The sequence below is a fragment of the Roseomonas sp. F4 genome (assembly GCF_053891155.1).
In genome coordinates, this window is record NZ_JBSSHK010000001.1 from 786,399 (window position 1) to 811,331 (window position 24,933).

Sequence of the window (24,933 nt, forward strand, 5' to 3'; positions counted from 1 at the left end):
ATGGACGGCATTCCGCAGGTCGATGAGGGCTGGACCGTCGCCGGTCGGCGCTTCCGCTCCCGCCTCGTCGTCGGCACCGGCCGCTACAAGGACCTGCCCGAGACGCAGGCCGCGATCGAGGCTTCGGGGGCGGAGATGGTCACCGTCGCGGTGCGGCGGGTGAATCTGTCGGATGCCAGCCAGCCGATGCTGCAGGATTTCGTGTCGCCCGACCGCTACACCTACCTGCCCAATACCGCCGGCTGCTTCACCGCCATGGATGCGGTGCGCACACTGCGCCTGGCGCGGGAGGCCGGGGGCTGGAACCTGGTGAAGCTGGAAGTGCTCGGCCCGCCACCCTTCCTGTATCCGGACATGGCCGCGACCTTCGAGGCCGCGGCAGCGCTGCTGGCCGATGGCTTCGAGGTGATGGTCTATTGCGCCGACGACCCGGTGGCGGCGAAGCGGCTGGAGGAGATGGGCTGCGTCGCCATCATGCCACTCGGCGCGCCGATCGGCAGCGGGCTCGGCGTGGCCAATCCCTTCATGATCAAGGCGATCATCGCCCAGGCCAAGGTGCCGGTGCTGGTGGATGCCGGGATCGGCACGGCGTCGGACGCCGCTTTGGCCATGGAGCTGGGCTGCGACGCGGTGCTGCTGAATTCCGCCATCGCCCATGCGCGGGACCCGGTGCGGATGGCGCGGGCGATGAAGGCGGCGGTGGAGGCGGGGCGGGACGCTTTCCTGGCAGGGCGGATGCCGCGCAGCGCGGCAGCCGATCCCTCCAGCCCGGTCGCGGGGCTGATCCGCTGAGGGTGCCGCCCCTATAGGGTGAGCGGCTCCATCATCGTCGCCGGCATGCGGGCGCAGGTCGGGGCGTTGGAATCAACCGACGTGACCTCGCCCTGGGCGCTGATGAGCACCGCCGTATTCTCCTGGAACTCGCGGCCGAATACGGACCGGGCGCCGTAGCGCGTGCAGACGACCCAGCCGACCGCCGTGGTCCGGCGCGAGGACTCCATCACCCGGCCGTTAACAACCGAGACAACATTCTGGCTGCCCGGCCTCGGCGAGCCGATCAGGCCATCCACGAAGCTGTCCGGCCGGGACAGACGCTGCCGGATGGCGGCTTGCACCAGCTCGCGGTAATTCGGGGGCGGCCCGTTGGACAGCATGCTGGTGGCATCGCCCCGCAGCCGCTCCCGATGCCTCTCCTCCATTTGCGCGCAGCCGCCGAGCCCGATCAGCAGCGCCAGAAGCAGCGCGGCCCGGGAAGCGCGGAACGGGGAGGGGGCTGGCGGAACTCGGTAAGACATCAGTGCGACCCACGATTGCAGACAAGAAACATTATGGGGCGGCCTTCCCTGCGGCAAGCCGGGCTCGGAAGGGGTTGGCCGAGCAGGGGGGGTGAAAACCGATACAGGCGGATTCGCCTGGACCTTGCAGGTTTTTCAGGAGCCATCCCGGCCGCCCCCCGGGGGCTACGGGGGGCCTTTCCGGTCATTTAGCAAAGCTCACGGAAAAAAACCGGGTCGAGGTGCAAATACCGCTTTCCTCCCTGGCCCTTGGCGCCTATATGCGCCGCAGACGCAGTACGCACGTGCCGAAGGCCCCAAGCCCACGGAACCGGTCAGTAGGGACCGGTCACCGCGGCGCAAGGTTAACGCAACGACGTCAGCGTTCTGGCAACCCCGGCGGCTCACCCCGCCGGCCTCACTTGGTCGCTGGTTCGTTCGACCGTTTCGTCAATCTAGGGGCCGTCCTCCCGACAGGGGGCTGTCTCCGCTATTTGCAGGAGTACGGGCGCGATGAACCCGAAAATCGCTTCCTATCTGCGCGACCATGCGCCGGCCACCCCGTGCCTCGTCCTGGACGTGGACCGCGTGGAGCAGAACTATCGCCGGCTGAAGGCCACGCTGCCGCTCGCCCGCGTCTACTACGCGGTGAAGGCGAATCCGGCCGCGCCGATCCTGGACCGGTTGAGCGGCCTCGGCTCCTCCTTCGACGCGGCCTCCTGGGAAGAAATCCAGGCCTGCCTGGAAGCCGGCGCGCGCCCGGCCGACATCTCCTTCGGCAATACGGTGAAGAAGGAGAGCGCCATCAAGGCCGCCTTCGCCGCCGGCGTCACCATGTTCGCCTTCGACAGCGAGCCGGAGCTGAAGAAGCTCGCCCGTTCCGCCCCCGGCGCGCGCGTCTATTGCCGCATCCTGGTGGAGAACAAGGGCGCCGAGTGGCCGCTGTCGCGCAAGTTCGGCTGCGAAGCCGCAATGGCGCGCGACCTGATGGTGAAGGCGGCCGAATGGGGTCTCGACCCCTATGGCATCTCCTTTCATGTCGGCAGCCAGCAGACCCAGACCGGCGCCTATGAGGCGGCGATCGCCCGCGTCGCGATGATCTTCACTGATCTGAAGCAGGCCGGCATCAATCTGCGCATGGTCAATCTCGGCGGCGGCTATCCGGTGCGCTACCGGGCCGAGGTGCCGGAGATCGACGCCTTCGGCGATGCCATCATGGGCGCCATGACCACTCATTTCGGTAATGCGCTGCCGGAGATGGTGATCGAGCCGGGCCGCTTCATGGTGGGCGATGCCGGTGTGGTGTCGTCCGAGGTCGTGCTGGTGTCCCGCAAGGGGGAGGATGATCCGGTGCGCTGGGTCTATCTCGACATCGGCCGCTTCGGCGGGCTGGCGGAGACGGAGGGCGAGTCCATCCGCTATGCCTTCCAGACCCCGCATGATGGTGGCGAGGAAGGCCCGGTGACCATCGCCGGCCCGACCTGCGACAGCACCGACACGCTGTATGAGAAGTCCAACTACCGCCTGCCGATGGCCCTCGATGCCGGCGACCAGGTGCAGCTTCTCTCGACCGGCGCCTATGTAACGACCTATGCGAGCCAGGCCTTCAACGGCTTCCGCCCGCTGGCCGAACACTACATCTGACGGCCGTCCGGCAGAACCACCGGAAAAGATCAGCGGCGGGCGCAAGCCCGCCGTTTCTTTTTTGGGCGCGGCCGGGCTAACCTGCGCCCATGGATGAAATCGATCGCAACCTCGTCGTCGCCCTGCAGGAGAATGGGGCGGCTGGCCTCGCCGAATTGTCCAAGGTCGCAGGCCTGTCCGTCTCGGCCACCGCGGAGCGGGTGAAGCGGCTGGAGGAGCGGGAGGTGATCCGCGGCTGGCGGATCGACCTCGACCCCACCGCCGCCGGCTGCCCGCTGCTCGCCTTCGTCTTCGTCGCCATGCATCCCGGCGACGGCGATGCCGGCTTCGTCGCCGCCATGAAGCAGCATGAGGCGGTGCTGGAATGCCACACCGTCACCGGCGCCTGGTGCTACCTGCTGAAGCTGCGCCTGGCGGACATCGCCGCGCTGGAGACCTTTGTGTCGGAGGCCGTGCGCGGCCAGCCGGGCGTGGCGCGGACCGAGACGATCCTGGCGCTGGCCTCGCCGAAGGAAACGGCGATCCTGCCGGTGGCGGAGGCTGAGGAGGAGTAGGGATTTCGGGGGCGAGGCAGGCCGTTCTCGTCCCGGGTTGTCCCTCACCCAACCCTCTCCCCCTGTCGGGGGGAGAGGGCTTTTAACGGGCGAGGGTTCAGTTAGCGGGGCGGGCGTTCATCGCGACGGTGCGCTCATCCATCCGCGGCTCGTAGTTGATGCCGCGGCGGGTGGCCCAGAAATTCACCAGCTGGAACAGCGGGATCATCGCCGTCTCGCGATCCACCATGGCCACCGCCTCCTGCAACAGCTTCTCGCGCTCGGCATCGTCCAGCGTGCCGGCGGCGCGGGCCGTCAGCGCATCCAGCTCCGGATTCGAGTAGCGGGAGTTGTTGGAGGCGCCGGTGCGGCGTTCGCGGTCATAGGTGCCGAAGATATTTACCAGCATGTAGCTGGCCTCCCCGGTCACGCTGCCCCAGCCGGCCAGGCGGGCGTTGAATTCCTGGCGGGCGTTGCGGGCGGCGTAGCTGGTCCAGGGCAGCGCCTCGACCTGGGTGCGCACGCCGATGCGGCTCCACATCTGCGCTACCGCCTGGGCGGTGCGCGAATCATTCGGATAGCGGTCGTTCGGCGTCGCCAGCGTCAGCCGGAAGCCCTGCGGGAAGCCGGCCTCAGCCAGCAGGCGGCGGGCGCCGTCCGGATCGGGGCGCGGCGCCTCGACGGCCGGGTTGTAGGAATAGGAGCCCGGCGGCAGCCACTGGCCGGTCGGCCGTGCCGTGCCTTCCATGACGCGGTCGGCCAGCGCTTCCCGGTCGATGGCGATGGACAGCGCGCGCCGCACCCGCGAATCCAGCATCGGATTGCGTTCCAGCGGCCTGCCCTCGTTGTCGCTGACCATCACCGGCGCGGTGTCGGTGCGGGAGAAGTCGGTCATCAGATAGATCAGGCGCAGCCCCTGGATCTCGGAGATGCTGAGCCGGTTGTCGCGGCGCAGCCGGGCGATGTCCGTCGACGGCACCTGGTCGATCACGTCGAGGTCGCCGGCCAGGATGCCGGCGGTGCGCGCCGCGTCATTGGCGACGAAGCGGTAGGAGACGCGGCCCCAGGGCTCGGCGCCCTTCCAATAGGCCTCGTTGCGGGCGAATTCGGTGCGGTCGCCGGGGCGGTAGGAGACGAGGCGATAGGGCCCGGTGCCCACGGCGGCGCGGCCCGAATTGTAGTCCTCGGTCGCCGCACCCTCGCCGACATGGCGGGAGATGATCTGGATCGAGGCGAGTTCAGTCGGCAGCAGTGGGTGCGGGGCGGCGGTGTGGAAGCGGATGGTCAGGGGATCGACCACCTCGACCCGCGTGATGGCGCGGACGAAGCCGCCGAAGCCGCCGGGGCTGTTCGGCACGTTGGGCGCGCGGCTGATCGTGAAAGCTACGTCATCCGCGGTGAAGTCGCGCCCGTCATGCCACTTCACGCCGGCACGCAGCTTGAACTCCCACATGGTGTCGCTGACGGCGCGCCAGCTTTCGGCCAGTGCCGGCTGGATGCGCGCCTGCGAATCCTGCTCCGTCAGCCGGTCGAACATATGCATGGTCAGGCTGATATTGGGCGAGGCGTTGTAGAAATGCGGGTCGAGCGAGGTGGGCGAGCCGCCGATGCCGATGGTGAGGTTGCGCGATGCCGGCTGCGCAAGGGCGGGCGATGCCGTGGCCAGAAGTGCCGCTGCCAGCAAGGCGTGGCGGCGGCGCAGGTGGTGATATCGCATTCGCTGTGTCTCTCCGGACAGTCATGAACAGGCTGTTAGCCTAGCCCGTCGCGACACATGCTGCTACACAGACCGCTTCGGGGAAGCTTTTGTTGAGGAGAGAGTGATGCGCAACAGCATCCGCAATGCCGCCGTACTGGCCGCGGCAGCCGCTGTCCTGGGCCTGCCTGTGGCACAGGCTCAGACGCTGAACATCGGCGTCGGTTCGCCGGTAACATCGCTCGATCCGCATTATCACCAGTTGTCGCCGAACAACGCCGTCAGCGACATGATCTTCGACAAGCTGGTCAATACCGACGCCGCGGCGCGCAACATCCCAGGCCTCGCGGAAAGCTGGCGCGCGGTCGGCCCGACCACCTGGGAATTCAAGCTGCGGCCGAATGTGCGCTTCCACAATGGCAACGCCTTCACGGCGGAGGATGTGGTCTTCACCATCCAGCGCCTGCCCAATGTGCCGAACAGCCCGTCCTCCTACGCCGCCTATGCGCGGCCGATCTTGCGGATGGAAGTCGTCGATCCGCTGACGATCCGCTTCCACACCGCCGAGCCCTATCCGCTGATGCCGCTCGACATGACCAATGTCCGCATCCTGGATTCGGAGACCCATGCCAATGCGGCGACCGAGGACTTCAACGCCGGCCGCGCCGCCATCGGCACCGGCCCCTGGCGCGTGGTCAGCCATCGCAGCGGCGACCGCATCGAATTCGCGCGCAACGACAGCTACTGGGGCGACAAGCCGGCGTTTGAGCGCGTGAACTACCGCATGGTCACCAATGACGCGACGCGCACCGCCTCGCTTCTGTCGGGCGACCTCGACTTCATCGACCAGGTGCCGACCAGCGACCTGGCACGGCTGCGTCGCGACCAGAACATGAACTTGTCGGAGACGGTGGGCCTGCGGCTGGTCTTCCTCGGCCTCGACCATCTGCGCGCCGCGAATGAGAATTCGCCCTTCATCACCGGCAATGATGGCCGCCCGCTGGGCCGCAACCCGCTGCAGGATGTGCGGGTGCGTCGCGCCCTGTCGATCGCCATCGACCGCAAGGCGATCGCCGAGCGCGTGATGGAAGGGGCGGCCACGCCCTCCGGCCAGTTCCTGCCGCCGGGCACCTTCAGTCATGTGACCGACGTGACCGCGCCGGAATACGATCCGGACGGCGCGCGGCGCCTGCTGGCCGAGGCCGGCTATCCGGATGGCTTCCGCATCACGCTGAACAGCCCGAACGACCGCTACATCAATGACAGCCGCATCGCCCAGGCGGTCGGCCAGATGTGGACCCGCATCGGCGTGCGCACGGCGGTGGAGGCGCAGACCTGGGCCACCTTCGTCGGGCGGGCCGGCCGGGCCGAATATTCCGCGCATCTGATCGGCTGGGGTTCCAACCCGGATGGCAGCCACCCGCTGCGCAACATCCTGGCCACCGTCTCGCGTGAGCGCGGCTGGGGCGCTTCCAACCGCGGCCGTTTCTCCAACGCCGAGGTGGATGGCATCCTGACCCAGGCGCTGGTCGAGTTGGATGAGGAAAAGCGCGAGCAGATGCTGATCCGTGCCCAGCGCATCGCCGCCGAGCAGGTGGCCGTGATCCCGCTGCACATCCAGACCAACATCTGGGCAATGCGCCGTACCCTGACGCATTCGCCGCGCGTCGATGAACTGACCCGGGCCCAGGATGTGCGCCCGGCTGCCGCCCGCTAAGGCAGGCCGGAAGGACTTCGAATGAGCGTCTATCTCCTCCGCCGCCTGATCCAGGCTGCCGGCGTGGTCCTGGCGATGTCGATCATCGTCTTCGTCGGCGTCTTCGCCATCGGTGATCCGGTGGAGATCCTGATCAGCCCGGATGCCGACCAGTTCGAGCGGGAGCGCGCGGTCGCCGCCCTCGGCCTCGACCTGCCGCTCTGGCAGCAATATCTGATCTTCCTGGGCAAGGCGGTGCAGGGGGATCTCGGACGCTCCTTCGTGTTCAACGAACCCGCGCTGCAGCTGATCCTGCAGCGCATGCCGGCGACGCTGGAACTGGCCTTCGCCGCGACCTTCGGCGCCATCCTGATCGGCCTGCCGCTTGGCCTCTATGCCGGGCTGAAGCCCAACAGCATCGCCAGCAAGGGCATCATGGCCGGGTCGATCCTCGGCTTCTCCCTGCCCACCTTCTGGGTCGGGCTGATGCTCATCATGGTCTTCGCCGTGCAGCTCGGCTGGCTGCCCTCCACCGGGCGCGGCGAGACGGTGGAGATCCTCGGCATGCGCTGGTCCTTCCTGACCTGGAACGGGCTGACGCATCTGGCGATGCCGGCGCTGAACCTAGCCTTGTTCAAGATCAGCCTCGTCATCCGCCTGACCCGCGCGGGGGTGCGGGAGACGATGCTGATGGACTATGTGAAATTCGCCCGCGCCAAGGGGCTCAGCCCCTTCCGCGTGACCTTCGTGCATGTGTTCAAGAACATCCTGATCCCGGTGGTCACCGTGACCGGGCTGGAATTCGGCAGCACCATCGCCTTCTCGGTCGTGACGGAAAGCATCTTTGCCTGGCCGGGCATGGGCAAGCTGATCATCGACAGCATCAACGTGCTCGATCGGCCTGTGATCGTCGCCTATCTGATGATCGTCGTGCTGATGTTCATCACCATCAACCTGATCGTCGACCTGATGTATTCGGTGCTCGACCCGCGTGTGCGGCTGGACAGCAAGTGAAGGGGCGCACGGCATGAGCGCGGTTGTCGGCCAGGGGGCTCCGATCCAGGACCCCGCCAAGATCAAGGTGGAGACGCCGTTCCGGCGCTTCGTCTCGGAATTCGCGGAATCGAAGCTGGCCCTGGGCGGGCTGGCGGTGATCACCATCATCATCCTGGTGGCGATCCTCGCCCCCTTCATTTCGCCCCAGAACCCCTATGACCTGGCGGTGCTGGACATCATGGACGGGCGGCTGGAGCCGGGGGAGAAATCCGGCGACGGGTCCATCACCTACTGGCTCGGCACGGACGACCAGGGGCGGGACATGCTGTCCGGCATCATGTACGGGCTGCGCATCTCGCTGACCGTCGGCGCCGGCTCTGCCTTCATCGCCTGCATGGTCGGCGCCTCGCTCGGCCTCGCCGCGGCCTATGCCGGCGGCAAGACCGACAGCCTGATCATGCGCATCGTCGACCTGCAGCTCTCCTTCCCGTCGATCCTCGTCGCGCTGATGATCCTGGCGTTCCTCGGCAAGTCCGTGACGAACGTCATCATCGCCATCGTCGTGGTCGAATGGGCCTACTACGCGCGCACCGTGCGTGGCACGGCGCTGGTGGAACGTCGGCGCGAATATATCGAGGCGGCGGAATGCCTGGCGCTGCCGCGCTACCGCATCCTGTTCCGCCATCTGCTGCCGAACTGCCTGCCGCCGCTGATCGTCATCGGCACGATGCAGGTGGCCCGCGCCATCGCGCTGGAGGCGACGCTATCCTTCCTCGGCCTCGGCGTGCCGATCACCGAGCCCTCGCTCGGCCTGCTGATCGCCAATGGCTACGAATACATGCTGTCCGGCAAGTATTGGATTTCCTTCTATCCGGGTATCGCGCTGCTGGTGACGATCGTCGCCATCAATCTGGTCGGCGACCAGTTGCGTGATGTGCTGAACCCGCGGCTGCAGAAGTAAGGGTGCCCATGGCTGATTCCCTCAACACCGCGGCGCCGACCCTGGCCGCCGCAACGGCCGCGGCGCCGACGCTGGAGGTGCGCAACCTCCAGACGCATTTCTTCACGCGCGCTGGCGTCGTGCGCGCCGTGGACGACGTGTCCTTCACCATCGGCCGCGGCAAGGTGCTGGGGCTGGTCGGTGAAAGCGGCTCCGGCAAGACCGTGACGGGCTTTTCCATCATGAGGCTGGTCGATGCGCCCGGCCGCATCGTTGGCGGCTCCATCCTGTTCCAGGGCAAGGACCTGGCGAAGCTGTCCGAGGAGGAGATGCAGCATCTGCGGGGCAACCGCATTGCGATGATCTTCCAGGACCCGATGATGACGCTGAACCCGGTGCTTCGCATCGACACGCAGATGGTCGAGACGGTTCTGGCGCATGACAAGGTCTCCCACGCCGAAGCGCTGGCCCGGTCCCGGGACGCGCTGGGCATGGTCGGCATCCCGTCACCGGAAGAGCGGCTGAAATCCTATCCGCACCAGTTCTCCGGCGGCATGCGCCAGCGCGTGGCCATCGCCATCGCGCTACTGCACAGGCCCGACCTGATCGTGGCGGATGAGCCCACCACGGCGCTCGACGTGACGATCCAGGGCCAGATCCTGGCGGAGGTCCAGAAGCTCTGCGCCAACACCGGCACGGCGATGCTCTGGATCACCCATGACCTGTCCGTGGTCGCCGGCCTCGCCGACGATATCGCCGTCATGTATGCCGGCCGCGTCGTCGAGCATGGCGATGTGGGAGAGGTGCTGGACGCGCCGCTGCATCCCTATACCCACGGGCTGATCGGCAGCGTGCCGTCCCGCAACAAGCGCGGCGAGCCGCTGCGGCAGATCCCCGGCATGACGCCCTCGCTGCTCAACCTGCCGGAGGGTTGTTCCTTCCGCGCCCGCTGCCCCCGCGCCCAGGCCGATTGCGTGGTGATGCCGGAACTGAAGCCCTGGCTGCCGGGCCGCCTCGCCCGTTGCCATCACCCGCATCTTGAGGAGGTGGTGGCGGCATGAGCCAGACGCAGATGCAGATGCAGAGCGAATCCGTCGGTCCGGCCCGGGTCTTCTCGGACAGCGAAACCCCGATGATCGAGCTGCGCGGCGTCACCCGCCGCTTCGCCAAGAAGCTCGACATCGCCGCCAAGCTGGCGCGCAAGCTCGGCGCTTCGGTGAAGGAGGAGATCGTCCATGCGGTGGACGGTGTCGACCTTCGCGTGCGCAAGGGTGAGGTGGTCGGCCTGGTCGGGGAATCCGGCTGCGGCAAATCCACGCTCGGCCGCATCGTCGCGGGCATCCTGCCGCAATCGGAGGGCGAGGTCCTCTGGAACGGTCAGAACGTCGCCGCCATGCACGGCGAGGCCGGCAAGATCGGCAAGCTGCGCCGGCAGATGATCTTCCAGGACCCCTATGCCAGCCTGAACCCGCGCATGCGCGTGGCCGACATCGTGGGCGAGGCGCCGCTGGTGCATGGCCTGACCACGCGCGCGAATTTCGACAGCTATGTCGATGAGCAGATGCGCCGCGCCGGCCTCGACCCGGCCTTCAAGCGCCGCTACCCGCACCAGTTCTCCGGCGGCCAGCGCCAACGCATCGGCATTGCCCGGGCCTTGGCCGTGGCACCGGAATTCATCGTCTGCGACGAGGCGGTGGCGGCGCTGGACGTGTCGATCCAGGCGCAGATCCTGAACCTGTTCATGAAGCTGCGGACAGATCTGGACCTGACCTATCTGTTCATCAGCCATGACCTTGGCGTGGTCGAACATCTCAGCGACCGCGTGGTCATCATGTATCTCGGCCGTGTGGTGGAGGAAGCGCCGACCGAGCGCGTCTTCACCGCGGCCAACCACCCCTATACCCAGTCGCTGCTGAACAGCGTGCCGCGCATCGGCAACCGCAAGCGGGCCTTCGCCACGGTGAAGGGCGAAATCCCCTCGCCGCTGAACCCGCCGCCCGGCTGCCATTTCCATCCGCGCTGCCCGCATGCCTTCGCGCGCTGCTCGGTGGAGGTGCCGAAGCTGCGGGAGATCGCGCCCGGTCAGCGCAGCGCCTGCCATCTGAACGACGCCGCCTGATCCAGCTTTGTTTGATCGCGTGATTCAGACTTTTCGGTGATTCCACCTCAAGTCATCACGCTCTATCGCGCCCAGTGGGAAAGCCGCGACCTGGTCGCGGATTTCCTCGCCGGACGTGATGCGGCCACCGATCCGCTCTGGGCCGAGAGCGGCGCCGCCGATGCAGCGGAATACGGGCTATGGGCCGGACATCTCTGCGGCTGCGCCTGTCTGCAAATGGTGCTCGGCGCGCTGGGCCGGCCGGTGCCGCCGATCCATGACATCCGCCGGGGCGTCCAGGCCGAGGGCGGCTATGTGGAAACGCCGGAAGGCGATATTCGCGGCCTGATCTATGCCGGGGCGGTGGCCTGGCTGGCGAGGCAGGGGATTGCCGCGCGCATCGTGCTGGATGTGTCGGCGCATAATCTGCCGGAGGGGCTGTTCATCGCCTCCGTCCATCCCGGCATCCGCTGGCCGGAGGTGCCGCCGGCCTTGCGCGGCGGGCATCTGGTGCTGGTCTTCGGCCGCGCCGCCGACGGGGCGCTGCGCTTCCACAACCCCTCCGGCGACACCCCCGCCACACAGCTGGATGCGCGGCTGACGCCCGAGGTCTTCGAGCGCTTTTTCGCCGGGCGCGGTATCGCGATCGGCTGAGCCCCGTCGTCAGATCCGCACGGTGCCGCTGCGGCCACGGCCAGGCGGGTCCGTCGGGTCGCGATCGGTCGGCCCGCTGGCGCCCTTGCGCGGCGCCGCGCCGCCTCGGCCCGCGCCGGGCGGATCATTGGGATCGCTGTCGGTGACACCGCCCGGCCGGTTCCCGCCCCGGCCACGACCCGCCGGGTCGTTCGGATCGCTGTCGGTGACGCCACCACCCGGCCGGTTGCCGCCACGGCCACGGCCGGGCGGGTCGTTGGGGTCGCTGTCGCTGACGCCGGTGCCCGGACGATTGCCACCACGGCCACGGCCCGGCGGGTCATTCGGGTCACTGTCCGTCGCGCCGCTGGGGGGCGGGGTGGGGGCGCTACCGCCCTTGCCGCCCTGCGCCGGCGGCCCGCCCTTTCCCCCTGGCGGCGCAGGTGGCGCGCCGGGCGGAGACTTGGAACTTTGCGCCGCCGCCGCGACGGGCAGCGACGCGGCACCACCCAGGCTTGCCAGGCGCAGCACCAACAGGCGTCGGGCCAGCGGAGACCCCTCGGACTTTGACATGCAGCGCTCCTTGCTGGTCGACATGTTCATGGGCCTGGGGCGCTTTCACAAGGGGCATCGTCAACCGCGCTCATCACCATGGGCAATGAATCCGCTTGCGTTCATGTTCTTGATATGTTCCAGTCACCCCATGAGCAGCATCGCCCTCGGCTTTCGCCCCCAGGCCTCTGTCGCCCGCGACATCCCGGCCGATCTTCGCATCCCGCCGCGCCCCTGCGTGCTGCGCCGCGAAGCTCCCGCCGAGCCTGCCTGGCGAGAGGCGACGCGCTGGTCGCTGATCGGCCTGACGGCCAGCATGGCCGCCGGGGAGATCGCGCTGGCCCTGTTCGGGCCGTGAGTCAGACCGGCAGGGAGGCCAGCGCCACCAGCCCGCCGCCCGGCCGATTGCGCAGCACCACATCGCCACCATGCGCACGGAAAATATTGCGGGCGATGGGCAGGCCGAGGCCGGTGCCGCCGGTTTCCCGGTTGCGGCTGTCCTCCAGCCGGCAGAAGGGCTGGAACACATTCTCCAGCTCGTCCTCCGGCACGCCGGGGCCGTCATCCTCCACCGTGATTCGCACCACCTGACCCACCGGCGGCACCAGCCGCAGCGTCGCCGATCCGCCATAGGCCACGGCATTGCCCACCAGATTGGCCAAGGCGCGCTTCAGGGACCCCGGCCGCGCCGAAGCGGTCAGATGCTCCGGCCCGATATAGGCGATCAGCTCGGCATGGTCCGGGCTGGCATCCGCGGCCTCGTCCAGCACGGTGCGGCAGAGCGCGGCGAGGTCGACGGGCACCGAGGGCTCCCGCGTTGAATCGTCCCGCGCGAAGGCCAGGGTGGCGGCGATCATCGCCTCCATCTCGTCCAGGTCGGCCAGCATCTTCCGGCGCTGCTCGTCATCGTCCAGGAATTCGGCGCGCAGCTTCAGCCGGGTGATCGGCGTCTTCAGGTCGTGGCCGATGGCCGCCAGCATCTGGGTGCGGTCGCCGACGAAGCGGCGGATGCGCTCGGCCATGGTGTTGAAGGCGCGCGCGGCGGTGGCGACCTCGCTGGGCCCGGTCTCCGGCAAGGGGGGGGCGTTCACGTCGCGCCCAAGCCGGTTGGCCGCCTCCGCCAGTGCCGCCACCGGCCGTGTCAGCCGCCGCACCGCCCAGAGGGTGAGCGCCAGGGCGGCCATGGTCATCAGCACGAAGGCGATGAGGAAGGTGAAGGAATGCCAGGGACGCGGCGGCGGCATCTCCAGTCGCAGATTCAGCCAGCCCTGGTCCGGAAAGCGCAGGCTGACCATCAGCCGGCCCGGATGCCCATGGGTCGCGATGATCACCTCCCGCGGCCGCAGGCGGGGCGGCGCGCGGCTCAGCCCGTCGAGTCGCAGCAGGCGGATCAGACCGGGCGGCGGCGGCGGGAAGCCGGGCTGCGCCAGCGCCACGTCATCCAGCGTCATCCGCATGCCCGGCGGCGTGTCCAGATCCTCCAGCACCGACTGGCGGCGGTCGGGGGGCAATGGCAGCAGGCTGCGCCAGGCGACGAAGGATCGCTGGGAAATCTCCCGCGCATGCTGGTAGCGCTGCAGGTCCACGCGATCCAGCGCATGGATTGTCAGCCCCGCCACCTGCACCAGGATCAACCCTGTCATCAGCACCAGCGCGGTGCGTCCGGCCAGACTTCTCGGCCACAACCAGCCCAGCCAGCGGCGCATCTCAGCCACGCTCGACGGTGGCGGAGAGCACGTAGCCGCCGCCGCGCACGGTCTTGATGACCTGCGGGTTGCGCCCGTCATCCTCCAGCTTGCGGCGGAGGCGGGAGACGGCGACGTCGATCGCGCGGTCGAACGGCCCCGCCTGGCGGCCGCGCAGCAGATCCATCAGCATGTCCCGCGTCAGCACCCGGTTCGGACGTTCGACCAGCACCATCAGCAATTCATACTCGCCGCCGGTCAGCGGCACTTCCGCCCCCTGCGGGTTCAGCAGGCGCCGGCGCGTCGGCTCCAGCACCCAGCCGGCGAAGCGCAGCACCTTGGCCGGAGGCTCCTGCGACGGGCCCGTGCTGCTATCGGCGGTGGCGCGGCGCAGCACGGCGCGGATGCGGGCCAGCAATTCGCGCGGGTTGAAGGGCTTGGCGACATAGTCATCCGCGCCGAGTTCCAGGCCGACGATGCGGTCCGTCTCCTCCCCCATCGCGGTCAGCATCACGATCGGCACCTCGGACTGCGTGCGCAGCCAGCGCGCCAGGTCCAGGCCCGATTCACCCGGCATCATCAGGTCGAGCACCACCAGATGGTAGCGGCCAAGCGGCCAGAGTTTTCGGGCCTCCCGAGCATCGCGCGCGGCGGTCACGCGGAAGGATTGCTTCTCCAGGAATTTTCCGAGGAGTTCGCGGATTTCCCGGTCGTCATCGACCACCAGGATATGCGGGGCTGTGGCGTCCATGGCTGTAACATAGCGCGCCAGGCGCCGGTCCCTAGCGGCAAAGCGACCGCATTGTTGCGGCGGGTGACGCGGGGGGCCGCCGTAACATGGTGTTGCACTTCCTGACGCTTTCGCCCCTGACGGCGTAACCGGCGCGGCCCATTTCCCGAACTCGACAGGTCACCCCGGGCCGCGGCCTCGACTATGCCGTGTGAGTCCCCCTCCCAGCCCGGGGTGGCGTGTTGTACTGGCGGCGGGGATGACCCCCCCTCCTGAATCCCCGCCGCCCATTTTCTTCCCCCACCCGCCCAGCTGGGCGCGGGATGCGGTGGCCGCGCTGGCCGTGCTCGACCCGGATTTCGCGGGGATCGAGGCGGCGGCGGGCCCCTTGCCCTGGCGGTCACGCCCGCATGGCTTTCCCGGGCTGCTACGCACCATCTGCGGCCAGCAGATATCCAACCAGGCGGCCGGCGCGATCTGGCGTCGGCTTTCCGCCATTCCCGGCGCGCTCGACCCGGCCGGGCTGGTGACGATGGGTGATGAGGTGCTCTGCGGCATCGGCGGCCTGTCCCGCCCCAAGGCGGCGCATGCGCGGGCGCTCGCTTTGGCCTGTATCGAGGGCCGGCTGCGTTTCGACCTGCTGGACGGGATGAGCGATGCGGAAGCGGTGGCGCATATGGTCGCCATTCGCGGCCTCGGCCCCTGGACGGCGGAGGTGCATCTGCTGTTCGCCCATTCCCGGCCCGATATTTTTCCCAGCGGCGACATCGCCCTGGCGGCCAGCGTCACGCATCTGAAGGGCCTGGCGGCGCGGCCCGCTCCGAAGGCATTGGCGGCGATGGCCCTGGCCTGGAGGCCCTGGCGCGGCATCGCGGCGCGGCTGCTTTGGCACCATTGGCGGCATGTCACCGGCCGCGCCCTGATTGAGGACGGCCCCGATCCATTGCCGGCCCCGCCAGGGGACGGCACCATCCCCGCATGATTCTGTCCGACCGGGTCCTGGAGACCGCCGCCCCGCCGATCCCCGCCGCCCGGGCCTGGGCCGCGCGCTATGCCGGCGCGGCCGGGGCGGCGCTGGACCTGACCCAGGCGGTCCCCGGCTATCCGCCACCGCCCGAATTGCTGGCGCGGCTGGCGGAGGCGGCGGGCAGCATCGCCTGCTCCGGCTATGGCGCCATCGACGGTGATGCCGGGCTGCGCGCGGCGCTGGCCGAGGATATCAGCGGTTTCTACGGCACACCCATGGCGCCGGAGCATGTCGCGATCACCGCCGGCTGCAATCTCGCCTTCGCCATGACCATGGCGGCCCTGGCCGCGCCAGGGGAGGCGGTGATGCTGCCCGCCCCCTGGTATTTCAACCACCAGATGGCGCTGACCCTGCGCGGGGTGCGCGCCGTGCCGCTTCCGGCGCGCGCGGAGGCCGGCTTCGTGCCGGACCCGGCCGAGGCGGCCGCGCTGATGGACGCGAACCCGGTCCGCGCCCTCGTGCTGGTCACGCCGAACAACCCGACCGGCGCGGTCTATCCGCCCGAGGTCATCCATCAATTCGCCAAGCTCTGCCGGGATCGCGGCGTCTGGCTGGTGCTGGACGAGACCTATCGCGACTTCCTCACCGAAGCCCAATCCCCGCCGCATGGCCTGTTCGCCGAGCCGGGCTGGGGCGACCGGCTGGTGCATCTGTACTCCTTCTCCAAGGCCTATTGCGTGCCGGGGCACCGGCTTGGCGCGGTCGCCGGCGGCCCGGCCTTTCTGGCGCAACTCGCCAAGCTGCTGGACACCTGGCAGATCTGCCCGGCGCGCCCGGCCCAGGCGGCGCTCACCTGGGCGGTGCCGGCGCTGCGGGGCTGGCGGGCCGGCAACCGGGCGCTGATGGCCGAACGCGCGGCGCTGTTCCGTGCCGGGGTCAGCCAGGTGCCCGGCTGGCGGCTGGACGCGATCGGCACCTACTTTGCCTATCTCCGCCTGCCGGAGGGGGCGCCGTCCGCCGAGGCCGCGGCCGAATTCCTGGCCGCCGAACAGGGGTTGATGACCCTGCCAGGCAGCTTCTTCGGTCCCGGTCAGGACCGCCATCTGCGCATGGCCTTCGCCAATGCGGGGGCGGAGGTGCTGGCACAGGTGCCGGACCGGATGCGCGCGGCAGCCGAAGCCTGGGGGTGAGGGCGCCGCGGCGTCAGCCGTAAAGCGCCGAAAGCTGCTCCGGCGTCATGGCGAAGAGCTGGTCCCGGCTGAAGGGCACCTCCTGCCGCGCTCGCAGGGCGGCGAGCTGGCCCGTATTCACCGCCGCCAACTGGTCGCTGGACAGCGCCTGCACCGCCGTGCGCGTCAGGCCGAGGAAAGCGGCCGTGCTGATGGCGCCGACATCGGCGGTCGACAGACTGGCGACCTGTGACGCATCCAGCGCCGCCAGCGCGGCCCCTGTGAGCGCCGCCATCTGCGCGGTATCGAGCGCGCCGATCTGCGCCGGCCCCATGCCGGCGACCTGCGCCGATGTCAGCGCCGCCACCTGGGTGGTGGCCAGGGCGGCGATTTTGTCCGTGCCGAGCGCCAGGAACTGGCTCGACCGCAGCGCCGCGATCTGTGTCGTGCCCAGCGCGGCCATCTGCGCCGTGCCGAGGCCGGACGTGCCGGAGTAGGACAGCCCCGCGACCTGGCCCGTGCCCATCCCCGCCAGCACCGTGGTGGACAGCGCCGCCACCTGCGCGGCGCCCAGCCCGCCGATTTGGGTCACGCTCAGCCCCTGCATGCGGGTGCCGAGCAGATCGATCTGGGCCGTGGTCAAGCCGCCCAAAGCGGGCGCGGCCAGGCCGCTGATCTGCGTGCTTGTCAGCGCCGCCAGGTTGCTGGCGGTCAGCGCGGCGATCTGCGTGGAAACCAGGCCGCCAAGCTGGCGGGAGGACAGCTCCGTCAGCCGCCCCGCCGCCAGCCCCATATCCAGCCCGGCGATGCCGGTGGCGGACAGTGCGGCCAATTGCGTGCTGGCCAGCGCCCCGATCTGCGCGGAATCCAGCGCCGCCACCTGCGCCGAACCCAGCGCCGCCATCTGCGCCGTGCCAAGCACCGCGAGCCCAGTCGTGCCCAGGGCGGCCAGATTGAGACCGGCGGCGCCCGCGGCGCTCAGCGCGGCGAGCTGCGTGCTCGCCAGAGCCGCGGTCTGGGTAGTGGAAAGGCTGGCGATCTGCGCCGAGCCAAGCCCCGCCACCTGGCTGGTGGCCAGTGCCGCGAATTGGGTGGAGCCCAGCGCCGCCACCCCCAGCCCGGCGAGGCCCGAAGCGCTCAGCGCCGCAAGCTGCGTGGTGCCGAGCGCGGCCACGCTGGTGCTGGACAGGGCACTGAGCTGCGCCGAGCCCAGGGCCGCCAATTGCGTGCTGCCCAGCGCGCCAAAGGCGGTGCTGGACAGCGCTGCCAGCGCCGTGCCGGACAGCGCCGCCACCTGCGTCGTGCCCAGCGCCGCGACCTGCGTCGCGCCCCAGGCGCTGGTGGTCGCTGTGCCCAGGGCGGCGACTCCGGCGGTGGACAAAGCGGTCAGCGCCGTCGTTCCCAGCGCGGCCACACGCGGCCCATCCAGCCCGCCGAGCTGCGTCGCGGTCAGGGCGGCGATCTGGGTGGAACTGAGGCTGGTAAGCTGATCCGAACTCGCGGCCAGCAACTGCGCCGTGCCGAGGGCGGCGATCTGCGCGCCGCTCAGCGCCGCGAGGGCGGTGCTGCCGATGCCTGCCAGCGCCCCGCTTTCCAGCCCCGGCAGCGCGGTGGGTGGCAGGGCCGCCCATTGCGCCGAGCCCAGCCCTGCCAAAGCGGTGCTGGTCAGTGCCGGCGCCTGGGTCGAGACCAGGCCCTGCAGCGCGGTGGTGGTCAGGGCCGCGATCTGCGTCGCGCCGAGCTGGCCGATCTGGCTGCTGCTCAGCGCCGCCAACTGGGCGCGCTTCAGCACCGCCGCCTGATCGGTGGAGAGCACCGCGAGGTCCGCCGCCTCCAGCCCCATCACCCCGGCCGCGGTCAGGGCACTGATCTGCGCCGTGCCCCAGAGCGCTGGCGCGCCATCCGGCAGGGCCTGCACCTGGTAGCGGTCCAGCGCCGCGACCTGGGTGCTGGTCAATGCCGCCACCTGGCTGGTGGCGAAGGCGCTGAGCTGGGCGCTGCCCAGCCCCATCAATTGCAGCTTGCCGAGGCCCTGGACCGCCAGGGCCTGCATGGCGGTGCCTTGCAGCCCGCCCAGCGCGGCGCCGGCGATGCCGGTGACCTGGGTGCTGGACAAAGCCGCGATCTGCGTGGCCGCCAGCGCGCCAAGCTGCGTGCTGCCCAATGCCCCCAGCTGCGCCGTGCCCAGCGCTGCCATCTGGCTGGTGCCCAGCGCGGCCAGCTGGGTGCTGCCGAGCCCGGCCAGCGCCGTGCTGCTGAGCGCCGCCACCTGCCGGGTTTCCAGCGCCGCGAGGTTCGCGGTCGGCAGGCCGCCGATCTGGGTCGCGGTCAGGGCGCTGACCTGGCCGGTGGTGAGCGCCGCCAGCCCGCTGCCGCCCAGCGCCATCAGCCCCGCCGTGCCGAGTCCCGGCAGGGCACCGCGCGCCAGCGCCGCGACCTGGCTGGAACCGAGTGCGGCGACATCCGCCGTGCCCAGCCCGGCCAGTTGCGACGAGGTCAGCCCGCCGACCTGCGTCGTCGTCAGCGCGGCGATGCGGCTGCTGCCGAGCGCGCCAAGCTGGGTGGTGGTCAGCCCGCCAATGGCGGCGCGCGACAGGACGGCGAAACGATCCGCTGCCAGCCCCGTCAGCGTCGCCGTACTCATGGCCGCGACCTGCGCCGGCTTCAGCGCGGCCAGTTGCGCCGTGCCGAGGGCGGCCCATTGCGCGGTCGAGAGCGCATCGAAATCCGACCCGTCCACCGCCGCCAGCGCGGCCGGTGTCAATGCCGCGATCTGGCCGGTGGACAGCGCCGAGATCTGCTCCGCCGTCATCGCCTTTGCCTGCACCGCGCCGAAGGCCCGCACCTGTGACGTGGTCAGCGCCGCCGCCTGGGTGGTGCCGAGCGCCTGCACCTGGCCAAGGCTCAGCATTGCCATGGCGGAGGCGGAGATGGCGGCGAGCTGCGTCGGGTTGAGCGCCGCCAGCCCCTCGGGCTGCATGGCGGCAACCTGGCCGGCGGAAAAACCCGCGATCTGGGTGCCGGACAAGGAGCTTAGCGCCGTGCTGGACAGGCCCGCGACCTCGGCGCCGGAGAAGGTGGCGAGTTGTGTCGCATCCAGCGCCGCGAGCTGGCCGGGGGCGAGGGCGGTGACCTGGGCGGCGGTCAGGGCGGTGGCTTGGCTGCGGCTCAGCGAGGCGATCTGCGTAGTCGCCATGGCGGCAAGCTGCGCCGTGCCCAGGGCGGCGATGCCGGCATTGCTGATTCCGGCGAGCTGCGTCGTGGTCAGCGCCGCGATGGTCGTCGTGGCCAATGCGGCGACCTGCGTCGGCCGCAGCGCCGCCATCTGGCTGCGCGTGAGCGCCGAGGTCTGGGCGGTGCCGAGCGCTTCGAGGGTGGCGGTGGAAAGCGTGGTCAGGGCGGCCGGCTTCAGCGCCGCCAGCTGCGTGGAGGACAGGGCGGCCAGCCCGGTGGTGCCGAGCGCCGCCAACTGCGTCGCGGCAAGCCCGCTGGCCGCCGCGGTGCCCAGCGCACCGAGTTGGGTGCTGGCCAGGGCGGCGATCTGGCTGGTGGCCAGCGCCGCGACCTGCGTGGATTTCAGCGCCGCGAGCTGCGTCGTCGCCAGCGCAGCCAGCTGGGTGCTGGCCAGACCCGCCAGGCTAAGCCCCGGCAGCCGGCCGATCACCTCCGGCTCCAGCATCCCGATCTGGGTCGTGGACAGGTTGGCCAGCACGCCGGACAGGTGCCGGGCATTGGCCGCGCTGCTGGTCGCGGTGATCTGCAAGGGATTCCCAACGGTTGAACACGCTCATTCTGCGGGACCGGGGCTAACGGCTGATGAAGCCGGCGCTGTGCAACGCGCTTTGTTGCACACTGTGCCACGCGGCTTGACCATGCGGCGACCAAGATGCGAGGTCAGCCTTTGTTGACGGAGGCCGGCATGCGAACGCTCGACATCATCTCCGACGCCATCTGCCCCTGGTGCTGGATCGGCAAGCGCAACCTCGATGCGGCGCTGGAGCTGCTGGCGGCGGAAGGGCTGCGCTTCGAGATCCGCTGGCGCCCCTTCCAGCTCAATCCGGACATGCCCGCCGAAGGCGTGGCCCGCGCCGAATACCGCGCCCAGAAATTCGGCTCGGAAAGCCGGGGGCGGGAGCTGGACGCCAATGTGGCGCAGGCGGGCCGCGCCGTCGGGCTGGATTTTCGCCACGACCTGATGCTGCGCACCCCCAACACCGTCGCCGCCCATCGCGTGATCCGCATGGCGGAGACCGAGGGCGTGCAGCATGCGGTGGTGGAGGCGCTGTTTCGGGGCTATTTCCAGGAAGGCCGCGATGTTGGCGATGCCGCGACGCTCGCCGAACTCGCCGGCGGGGCCGGGCTGGATGGCGCGGCCGTGGCCGCGATGCTGGCCAGCAATGCGCATCGGGACGAGGTGCTGGCGGAGGATATGGCGGCGCGACGCGGCGGCATTTCCGGCGTGCCCTCCTTCCTGATGGACCGCCATCTGCTGTTCAGCGGCGCCATGCCGGCCGAGCGCATGGCGGAGGCTTTTCGGCGGGCGGATGCGATCCTATCGGAGCGCGCCTCGGCGGCGTAGCCTGCGGCCCATCAAGGGGGAATGGCCTGATCATGGAATGGGTGTTGCTCGGGATTGTCGTCCTGCTGCTGCTGTGGCTGGTCGTCATCTACAACCGCCTGGTCTCACTGCGGCAGGCGGTCGCCCAGGCCTGGGCGGATATCGAGGTGCAGCTGAAGCAGCGCCACGACCTGATCCCCAATCTGGTGGAGACGGTGAAGGGCTACGCCGCGCATGAGAGCGGCACGCTGGAGGCGGTGATCGCCGCCCGCAACACGGCGGTGCGCGCCCAGGGGCCGGAACAGGCCAGCGCCGCGGAGGGCCAGCTCGGCGCCGCGCTCAGCCGGCTTTTCGCGCTGTCGGAGGCCTATCCGGACCTGAAGGCCAATACCAACTTCCTGTCGCTGCAAGGCGAACTCTCCAATGTGGAGAACCTGCTGGCCGCGGCCCGGCGCTTCTTCAACAACACCGTCGCGGAATACAACGCCTCCATCCAATCCATCCCGGCGGTGTTCTTTGCCGGCTCCCTGGGCTTCGGCCCGCGCGGCTTCTTCGAGCTGGATGAGAATGAACGGGCGGCGACCAGGAACGCCCCGCAGGTGAAGTTCTAACTTGCCCTCAGGTGCCGGGCGCGGCCTCCGGCCGCTTGGCTACGCGGCATAAGCCGCGGGCCGCATTCGCGGCCTCGGCCCGCCTGAAGGCGGCGGGCCGCATAAGCGGAACGTTGGGGATAGAGCCATGCTGCCCACGCTGGGCCTGCGGACGCATATCTGGAACACCGGCCTGCGCACGCTGCTGCTGCTGGCTGGCTTTCCGGTGCTGCTGGCAATGATCACCTGGTCCGTCGCCTTGCTGCTGTCGGCGGCGGAGGCCGAGGATTTCGGGCAGGGGTTGGCGCAGTCCTTCCGGCTGCTGCCCGCGGCCTTTCCCATCGCGCTGCTGATCTCCGCCATCTGGTTCGCCATCGCCTGGTTCTCCAACCAATGGATATTGGACATGGTTTCCGGCGCCCGGCCGGTGACGCGGGCGCAGGAACCGGCGCTGTGGGACATGACGGAGGCGCTGGCGGTCAGCCGTGGCATGCGCATGCCGCGCCTCGCGGTGATCGAGACCGAGGCGCGCAACGCCTTCGCCAGCGGCCTGACGCGCGACAAGGGCGCGGTGACGGTGACGCGCGGGCTGATGCAGGCGCTGACGCCGCGCGAGTTGCGCGCCGTGGTGGCGCATGAGCTGACCCATATCCGCAATGGCGACGCCCGGCTTGGCGTGGTGGCCGCGGTCTTCGCCGGCGTCATCTCCATGGTCGGGGAGGTGATCTGGCGCGGGGTCGGGCGCGGCGGCTTCCGGGTGGCGCGCCGCCTGCCGCGCAGTTCCGGCAACAGCAAGGGCAAGGGCGGCGCCGCCTTGCTTGTGGTGCTGGCGCTCGCCGTGGCGGCCTTGGCCTGGGTGCTGTCCATCGCGCTGCGCATGGCGCTGTCGCGCAACCGGGAGTATCTGGCCGATGCTGGGGCGGTCGAGATGACGGCGGACCCCGACGCCATGGCCAGCGCGTTGCAGAAACTGGCGGGGGGACGGGAGGCGATGACGGGCATGCCCGGCCAGGTCCGCGCCCTGCTGCTGCATGACGGCGCCAACAGCCTCGGTCCGCGCTGGTTCGCGACCCATCCGCCGATCGAGGCGCGGATCGACGCCCTGGTGCGCCATGCCGGCGCGCGACCGCCGCCGCCCGAGATGCCGGCGCCGGCCCTGGACGCGGAAGACCCGGACGCCACGCGGGCGCCCTGGATTACGCCCCCTGCAGCGCCTTCAACCGACGCACCGCACTCCCCGGCGTCGTCACCACCGGCAACCCCGTGGTGGCGGATACCGCCCGGGCCGCCCGCGCCAGGCTGAACTGGCCGAGCAGGATCACGTCGCAGCCCGCGAGCTTCCGGGCGGCTTCCGCCGCCAGCCGGTCATGCGCCTCCGTCTCGCCGGCATCGAGCGCGGCCAGCGCGCCTTCGGCCAGGCAGGGCACCACCTCCACGCCCGGGGGGAATTCCGGTGGCATGGAGGCGAGGGTGCCGGGGAAGGTGGCCAGAAGGCCGATGCGCCGGCCCATCGCCACAGCCTCCTCGATCGCCGCCTCATTCGGCTTCAGCACCGGGATCGGGGCGAGGTCGGCGGCCACGGCCTCGATGCAGGGGCCGAAGGCGGAGCAGGAGAACAGCACCCCCTCCGCCCCCGTGCCGCGCGCATAGCGGCCGAGGGTCAGGAAGCGCTCCGTCATCGCCGGGGTCAGCGCACCCTCCCGCGCCAGATCGGCCGAGAGGCTGTCATCCAACAGGTTCATCAGCCGCGCCCCGGGCCAGATCTCTGCGAAGGCGGCCTCGATCGGCGGCGGGGAGTGCCGCAGGGCGTGGATCAGCGCGATCCGCACGACGCTAGTTGCCGACGCAGCGCTGAAGTGGGGAGGGGAATTCGGTGCAGTTGGGGAAGGCGATCTCATTCGGCCCGCGCCGTTCCACCCGCAGCGTGTTCGGCCCCGTGGCGCAGCCGAAGCCGAGATCGGGCGGCATGCGCGATGCCAGCGGGCCGGACGGCGCCTGCGCCGGGACGAAGCGGAATTCCAGTACATCGGGGCTGGTCGCCACCGTCTCGATGATCCGCTGGCGATAGGCCACGTCGAAGACCGAGGCGCGCAGCACCACGTCCTTGGTGAAGATCACCGCCGGCTGGCCGGTGCAGCTCGGCCCGCTGGTCGCGCCGGGCGGGTAGATGCCGCCGGTCCAGGACCCGAACACCCAGGCATGCGGCAGTTCGCCCTGCGGCTGCGCGCCCGCGCTGCCCCCGAGTGCCATCGCCGCCGCCGCCACCAGGACCCACCGTCGCATGCCGCGCTCCATCATCATTTGGCGGCAGCATAGCGCGGGGGAGGGGGGGGCCGCTATTGCCCCACATTGTCTTGACAAGAAGACCGGCGACCCCGACCGAGCCAGGATGCCGCCATGCTGCCGGGCATTGCCGGAACAGCGCGTGGCGAGGGCGGCATGATGTGCCGACGTGAACGGCGTTCCCGCCCCATCCGTTGGTCAATCGATCTGCTTCTACGATATGATGCGACACTCATTTCAGGAGCCCGGGATGCGAGTTGTTGTCGTCGGCTTTCCAAAATCAGGCACTTCGACGCTGCAAAAGGCCTTTGCAAAGAGCGGGCTGAATGCGGTGCACTGGAGAATGGGTGCGGATCCGGTCGGCGAGCTGATTTATCAGGGTCTGTTTCGCCACGATGATCCATTTTTTCTTCTGCCGGGCGTCGATGCCATTACGCAGATGGATTACTGTGTTCCCGCCAAGCAACGGAATTTTTGGCCGAACCTTGATTTCTCGGTGCTGTTCGCCATCCGCCGGCGCTATCCTGACTGCCTTCTTTTGTTGAACCGTCGTGATCCCCAGGCAACCGCGCAGAGCATGCTGCGATGGCGCGATCTGGCGGATCGGTTGAAGTCAGCCGATATCCCCGGTCTGCCATCTGGATTTGGTGGAACAGCGGAAGAACTCGTCTGCTGGATCGAGGCGCATCATCGGGCGGTGGTGGCGGCCTTTGGTGACGACAGGCGCTTTCTTGACCTCGATATCGCGGCCTCTGATGCGCCTGAACTGCTGGGTAGGGCGCTGGGGATGACGATTGCTTGGTGGGGTGTGGAGAACAGCAATCCAGGACCGGCTGGAGCCGAGCCTGTCGCACTCCAACCTGTCGCCACGGGCGTGGCGAGGTCCTGA

Annotated in this window: 24 protein-coding genes; 16 read left to right on the forward strand and 8 right to left on the reverse strand. The window is 69.6% G+C overall.

Going from position 1 to position 24,933, the window contains the following annotated elements; translation table 11 throughout:
• Positions 1-792, forward strand: a complete 792-nt coding sequence (locus ACVFYP_RS03770; protein WP_499198787.1) for a thiazole synthase — start codon at positions 1-3, stop codon at positions 790-792.
• Between the two features lie 11 nt (positions 793-803).
• Here the strand turns inward: ACVFYP_RS03770 and ACVFYP_RS03775 are convergent, their stop codons facing one another.
• Complete coding sequence (locus tag ACVFYP_RS03775) at positions 804-1,295, reverse strand: hypothetical protein (protein WP_499198788.1); 492 nt, start codon at positions 1,293-1,295, stop codon at positions 804-806.
• A 492-nt stretch (positions 1,296-1,787) separates the two neighbouring features.
• On the opposite strand from ACVFYP_RS03775, the gene ACVFYP_RS03780 reads away from it, so the two are divergent.
• Together ACVFYP_RS03780 and ACVFYP_RS03785 are read left to right on the forward strand one after the other, a co-directional pair.
• A complete protein-coding gene (locus ACVFYP_RS03780) occupies positions 1,788-2,918 on the forward strand; it encodes a type III PLP-dependent enzyme (protein WP_499198789.1) in 1,131 nt (376 codons plus the stop codon).
• An 89-nt stretch (positions 2,919-3,007) separates the two neighbouring features.
• A complete protein-coding gene (locus tag ACVFYP_RS03785) occupies positions 3,008-3,472 on the forward strand; it encodes an Lrp/AsnC family transcriptional regulator (protein ID WP_499198790.1) in 465 nt (154 codons plus the stop codon).
• 97 nt (positions 3,473-3,569) lie between these two features.
• Here the strand turns inward: ACVFYP_RS03785 and ACVFYP_RS03790 are convergent, their stop codons facing one another.
• Positions 3,570-5,168: an ABC transporter substrate-binding protein gene (locus ACVFYP_RS03790; RefSeq protein WP_499198791.1), complete on the reverse strand. Its 1,599-nt coding sequence runs from the start codon at positions 5,166-5,168 to the stop codon at positions 3,570-3,572.
• 106 nt (positions 5,169-5,274) lie between these two features.
• Between ACVFYP_RS03790 and ACVFYP_RS03795 the strand changes: the two genes are divergently transcribed.
• Genes ACVFYP_RS03795 through ACVFYP_RS03820 form a run of 6 tightly spaced genes read left to right on the forward strand, consistent with a single transcriptional unit; the run spans position 5,275 to position 11,531 of the window.
• On the forward strand, positions 5,275-6,864 hold the full coding sequence (locus tag ACVFYP_RS03795; protein WP_499198792.1) for an ABC transporter substrate-binding protein: 1,590 nt from the start codon (positions 5,275-5,277) through the stop codon (positions 6,862-6,864).
• A 21-nt stretch (positions 6,865-6,885) separates the two neighbouring features.
• Positions 6,886-7,857: an ABC transporter permease gene (locus tag ACVFYP_RS03800; RefSeq protein WP_499198793.1), complete on the forward strand. Its 972-nt coding sequence runs from the start codon at positions 6,886-6,888 to the stop codon at positions 7,855-7,857.
• A 13-nt stretch (positions 7,858-7,870) separates the two neighbouring features.
• Positions 7,871-8,800 (forward strand): ABC transporter permease, encoded by a 930-nt coding sequence (locus ACVFYP_RS03805; protein ID WP_499198794.1) that lies wholly within the window; start codon positions 7,871-7,873, stop codon positions 8,798-8,800.
• A gap of 8 nt (positions 8,801-8,808) precedes the next feature.
• Positions 8,809-9,840 (forward strand): ABC transporter ATP-binding protein, encoded by a 1,032-nt coding sequence (locus ACVFYP_RS03810; RefSeq protein ID WP_499198795.1) that lies wholly within the window; start codon positions 8,809-8,811, stop codon positions 9,838-9,840.
• 17 nt (positions 9,841-9,857) lie between these two features.
• A complete protein-coding gene (locus ACVFYP_RS03815) occupies positions 9,858-10,898 on the forward strand; it encodes an ABC transporter ATP-binding protein (protein ID WP_499199535.1) in 1,041 nt (346 codons plus the stop codon).
• A gap of 36 nt (positions 10,899-10,934) precedes the next feature.
• Positions 10,935-11,531 carry a cysteine peptidase family C39 domain-containing protein gene (locus ACVFYP_RS03820; RefSeq protein ID WP_499198796.1) on the forward strand — a complete coding sequence of 199 codons (597 nt, stop codon included), beginning with the start codon at positions 10,935-10,937 and terminating at the stop codon, positions 11,529-11,531.
• 9 nt (positions 11,532-11,540) lie between these two features.
• On the opposite strand, the gene ACVFYP_RS03825 is transcribed toward ACVFYP_RS03820, so the two are convergent.
• Positions 11,541-12,083, reverse strand: coding sequence for a hypothetical protein (locus ACVFYP_RS03825; RefSeq protein ID WP_499198797.1), 543 nt, complete (start codon positions 12,081-12,083; stop codon positions 11,541-11,543).
• A 130-nt stretch (positions 12,084-12,213) separates the two neighbouring features.
• On the opposite strand from ACVFYP_RS03825, the gene ACVFYP_RS03830 reads away from it, so the two are divergent.
• Positions 12,214-12,420: a hypothetical protein gene (locus tag ACVFYP_RS03830; protein WP_499198798.1), complete on the forward strand. Its 207-nt coding sequence runs from the start codon at positions 12,214-12,216 to the stop codon at positions 12,418-12,420.
• A 1-nt stretch (position 12,421) separates the two neighbouring features.
• On the opposite strand, the gene ACVFYP_RS03835 is transcribed toward ACVFYP_RS03830, so the two are convergent.
• Positions 12,422-13,768: an ATP-binding protein gene (locus ACVFYP_RS03835; RefSeq protein WP_499198799.1), complete on the reverse strand. Its 1,347-nt coding sequence runs from the start codon at positions 13,766-13,768 to the stop codon at positions 12,422-12,424.
• Position 13,769: 1 nt separating this feature from the next.
• Positions 13,770-14,498 (reverse strand): response regulator, encoded by a 729-nt coding sequence (locus ACVFYP_RS03840; RefSeq protein WP_304811878.1) that lies wholly within the window; start codon positions 14,496-14,498, stop codon positions 13,770-13,772.
• A 238-nt stretch (positions 14,499-14,736) separates the two neighbouring features.
• Here ACVFYP_RS03840 and ACVFYP_RS03845 point away from each other — a divergent pair, with 238 nt between their 5' ends.
• Both ACVFYP_RS03845 and ACVFYP_RS03850 read left to right on the forward strand, forming a co-directional pair.
• Positions 14,737-15,459: a DNA-3-methyladenine glycosylase family protein gene (locus ACVFYP_RS03845; RefSeq protein WP_499198800.1), complete on the forward strand. Its 723-nt coding sequence runs from the start codon at positions 14,737-14,739 to the stop codon at positions 15,457-15,459.
• Positions 15,456-16,634 carry an aminotransferase gene (locus ACVFYP_RS03850; RefSeq protein WP_499198801.1) on the forward strand — a complete coding sequence of 393 codons (1,179 nt, stop codon included), beginning with the start codon at positions 15,456-15,458 and terminating at the stop codon, positions 16,632-16,634. Before ACVFYP_RS03845 ends, ACVFYP_RS03850 begins: the two co-directional genes overlap by 4 nt.
• Positions 16,635-16,647: 13 nt before the next feature.
• Here ACVFYP_RS03850 and ACVFYP_RS03855 read toward each other — a convergent pair whose 3' ends face one another.
• Positions 16,648-20,376 carry a beta strand repeat-containing protein gene (locus ACVFYP_RS03855; RefSeq protein ID WP_499198802.1) on the reverse strand — a complete coding sequence of 1,243 codons (3,729 nt, stop codon included), beginning with the start codon at positions 20,374-20,376 and terminating at the stop codon, positions 16,648-16,650.
• Positions 20,377-20,532: 156 nt separating this feature from the next.
• Between ACVFYP_RS03855 and ACVFYP_RS03860 the strand changes: the two genes are divergently transcribed.
• The 3 genes from ACVFYP_RS03860 to ACVFYP_RS03870 all read left to right on the forward strand — a co-directional run bounded on the left by ACVFYP_RS03860 (position 20,533) and on the right by ACVFYP_RS03870 (position 23,064).
• On the forward strand, positions 20,533-21,192 hold the full coding sequence (locus ACVFYP_RS03860) for a DsbA family oxidoreductase (RefSeq protein ID WP_499198803.1): 660 nt from the start codon (positions 20,533-20,535) through the stop codon (positions 21,190-21,192).
• A 32-nt stretch (positions 21,193-21,224) separates the two neighbouring features.
• Positions 21,225-21,782: a LemA family protein gene (locus ACVFYP_RS03865; protein WP_499198804.1), complete on the forward strand. Its 558-nt coding sequence runs from the start codon at positions 21,225-21,227 to the stop codon at positions 21,780-21,782.
• A 127-nt stretch (positions 21,783-21,909) separates the two neighbouring features.
• On the forward strand, positions 21,910-23,064 hold the full coding sequence (locus ACVFYP_RS03870; RefSeq protein ID WP_499198805.1) for a M48 family metallopeptidase: 1,155 nt from the start codon (positions 21,910-21,912) through the stop codon (positions 23,062-23,064).
• Here the strand turns inward: ACVFYP_RS03870 and ACVFYP_RS03875 are convergent.
• Positions 22,958-23,590 (reverse strand): aspartate/glutamate racemase family protein, encoded by a 633-nt coding sequence (locus tag ACVFYP_RS03875; protein ID WP_499198806.1) that lies wholly within the window; start codon positions 23,588-23,590, stop codon positions 22,958-22,960. The two genes, ACVFYP_RS03870 and ACVFYP_RS03875, sit on opposite strands and share 107 nt — an antisense overlap.
• A gap of 4 nt (positions 23,591-23,594) precedes the next feature.
• Entirely contained in the window at positions 23,595-24,044 is a 450-nt protein-coding gene (locus ACVFYP_RS03880; protein WP_499198807.1) for a hypothetical protein, read from the reverse strand.
• A gap of 169 nt (positions 24,045-24,213) precedes the next feature.
• Between ACVFYP_RS03880 and ACVFYP_RS03885 the strand changes: the two genes are divergently transcribed.
• Positions 24,214-24,933 (forward strand): sulfotransferase family protein, encoded by a 720-nt coding sequence (locus ACVFYP_RS03885; RefSeq protein ID WP_499198808.1) that lies wholly within the window; start codon positions 24,214-24,216, stop codon positions 24,931-24,933.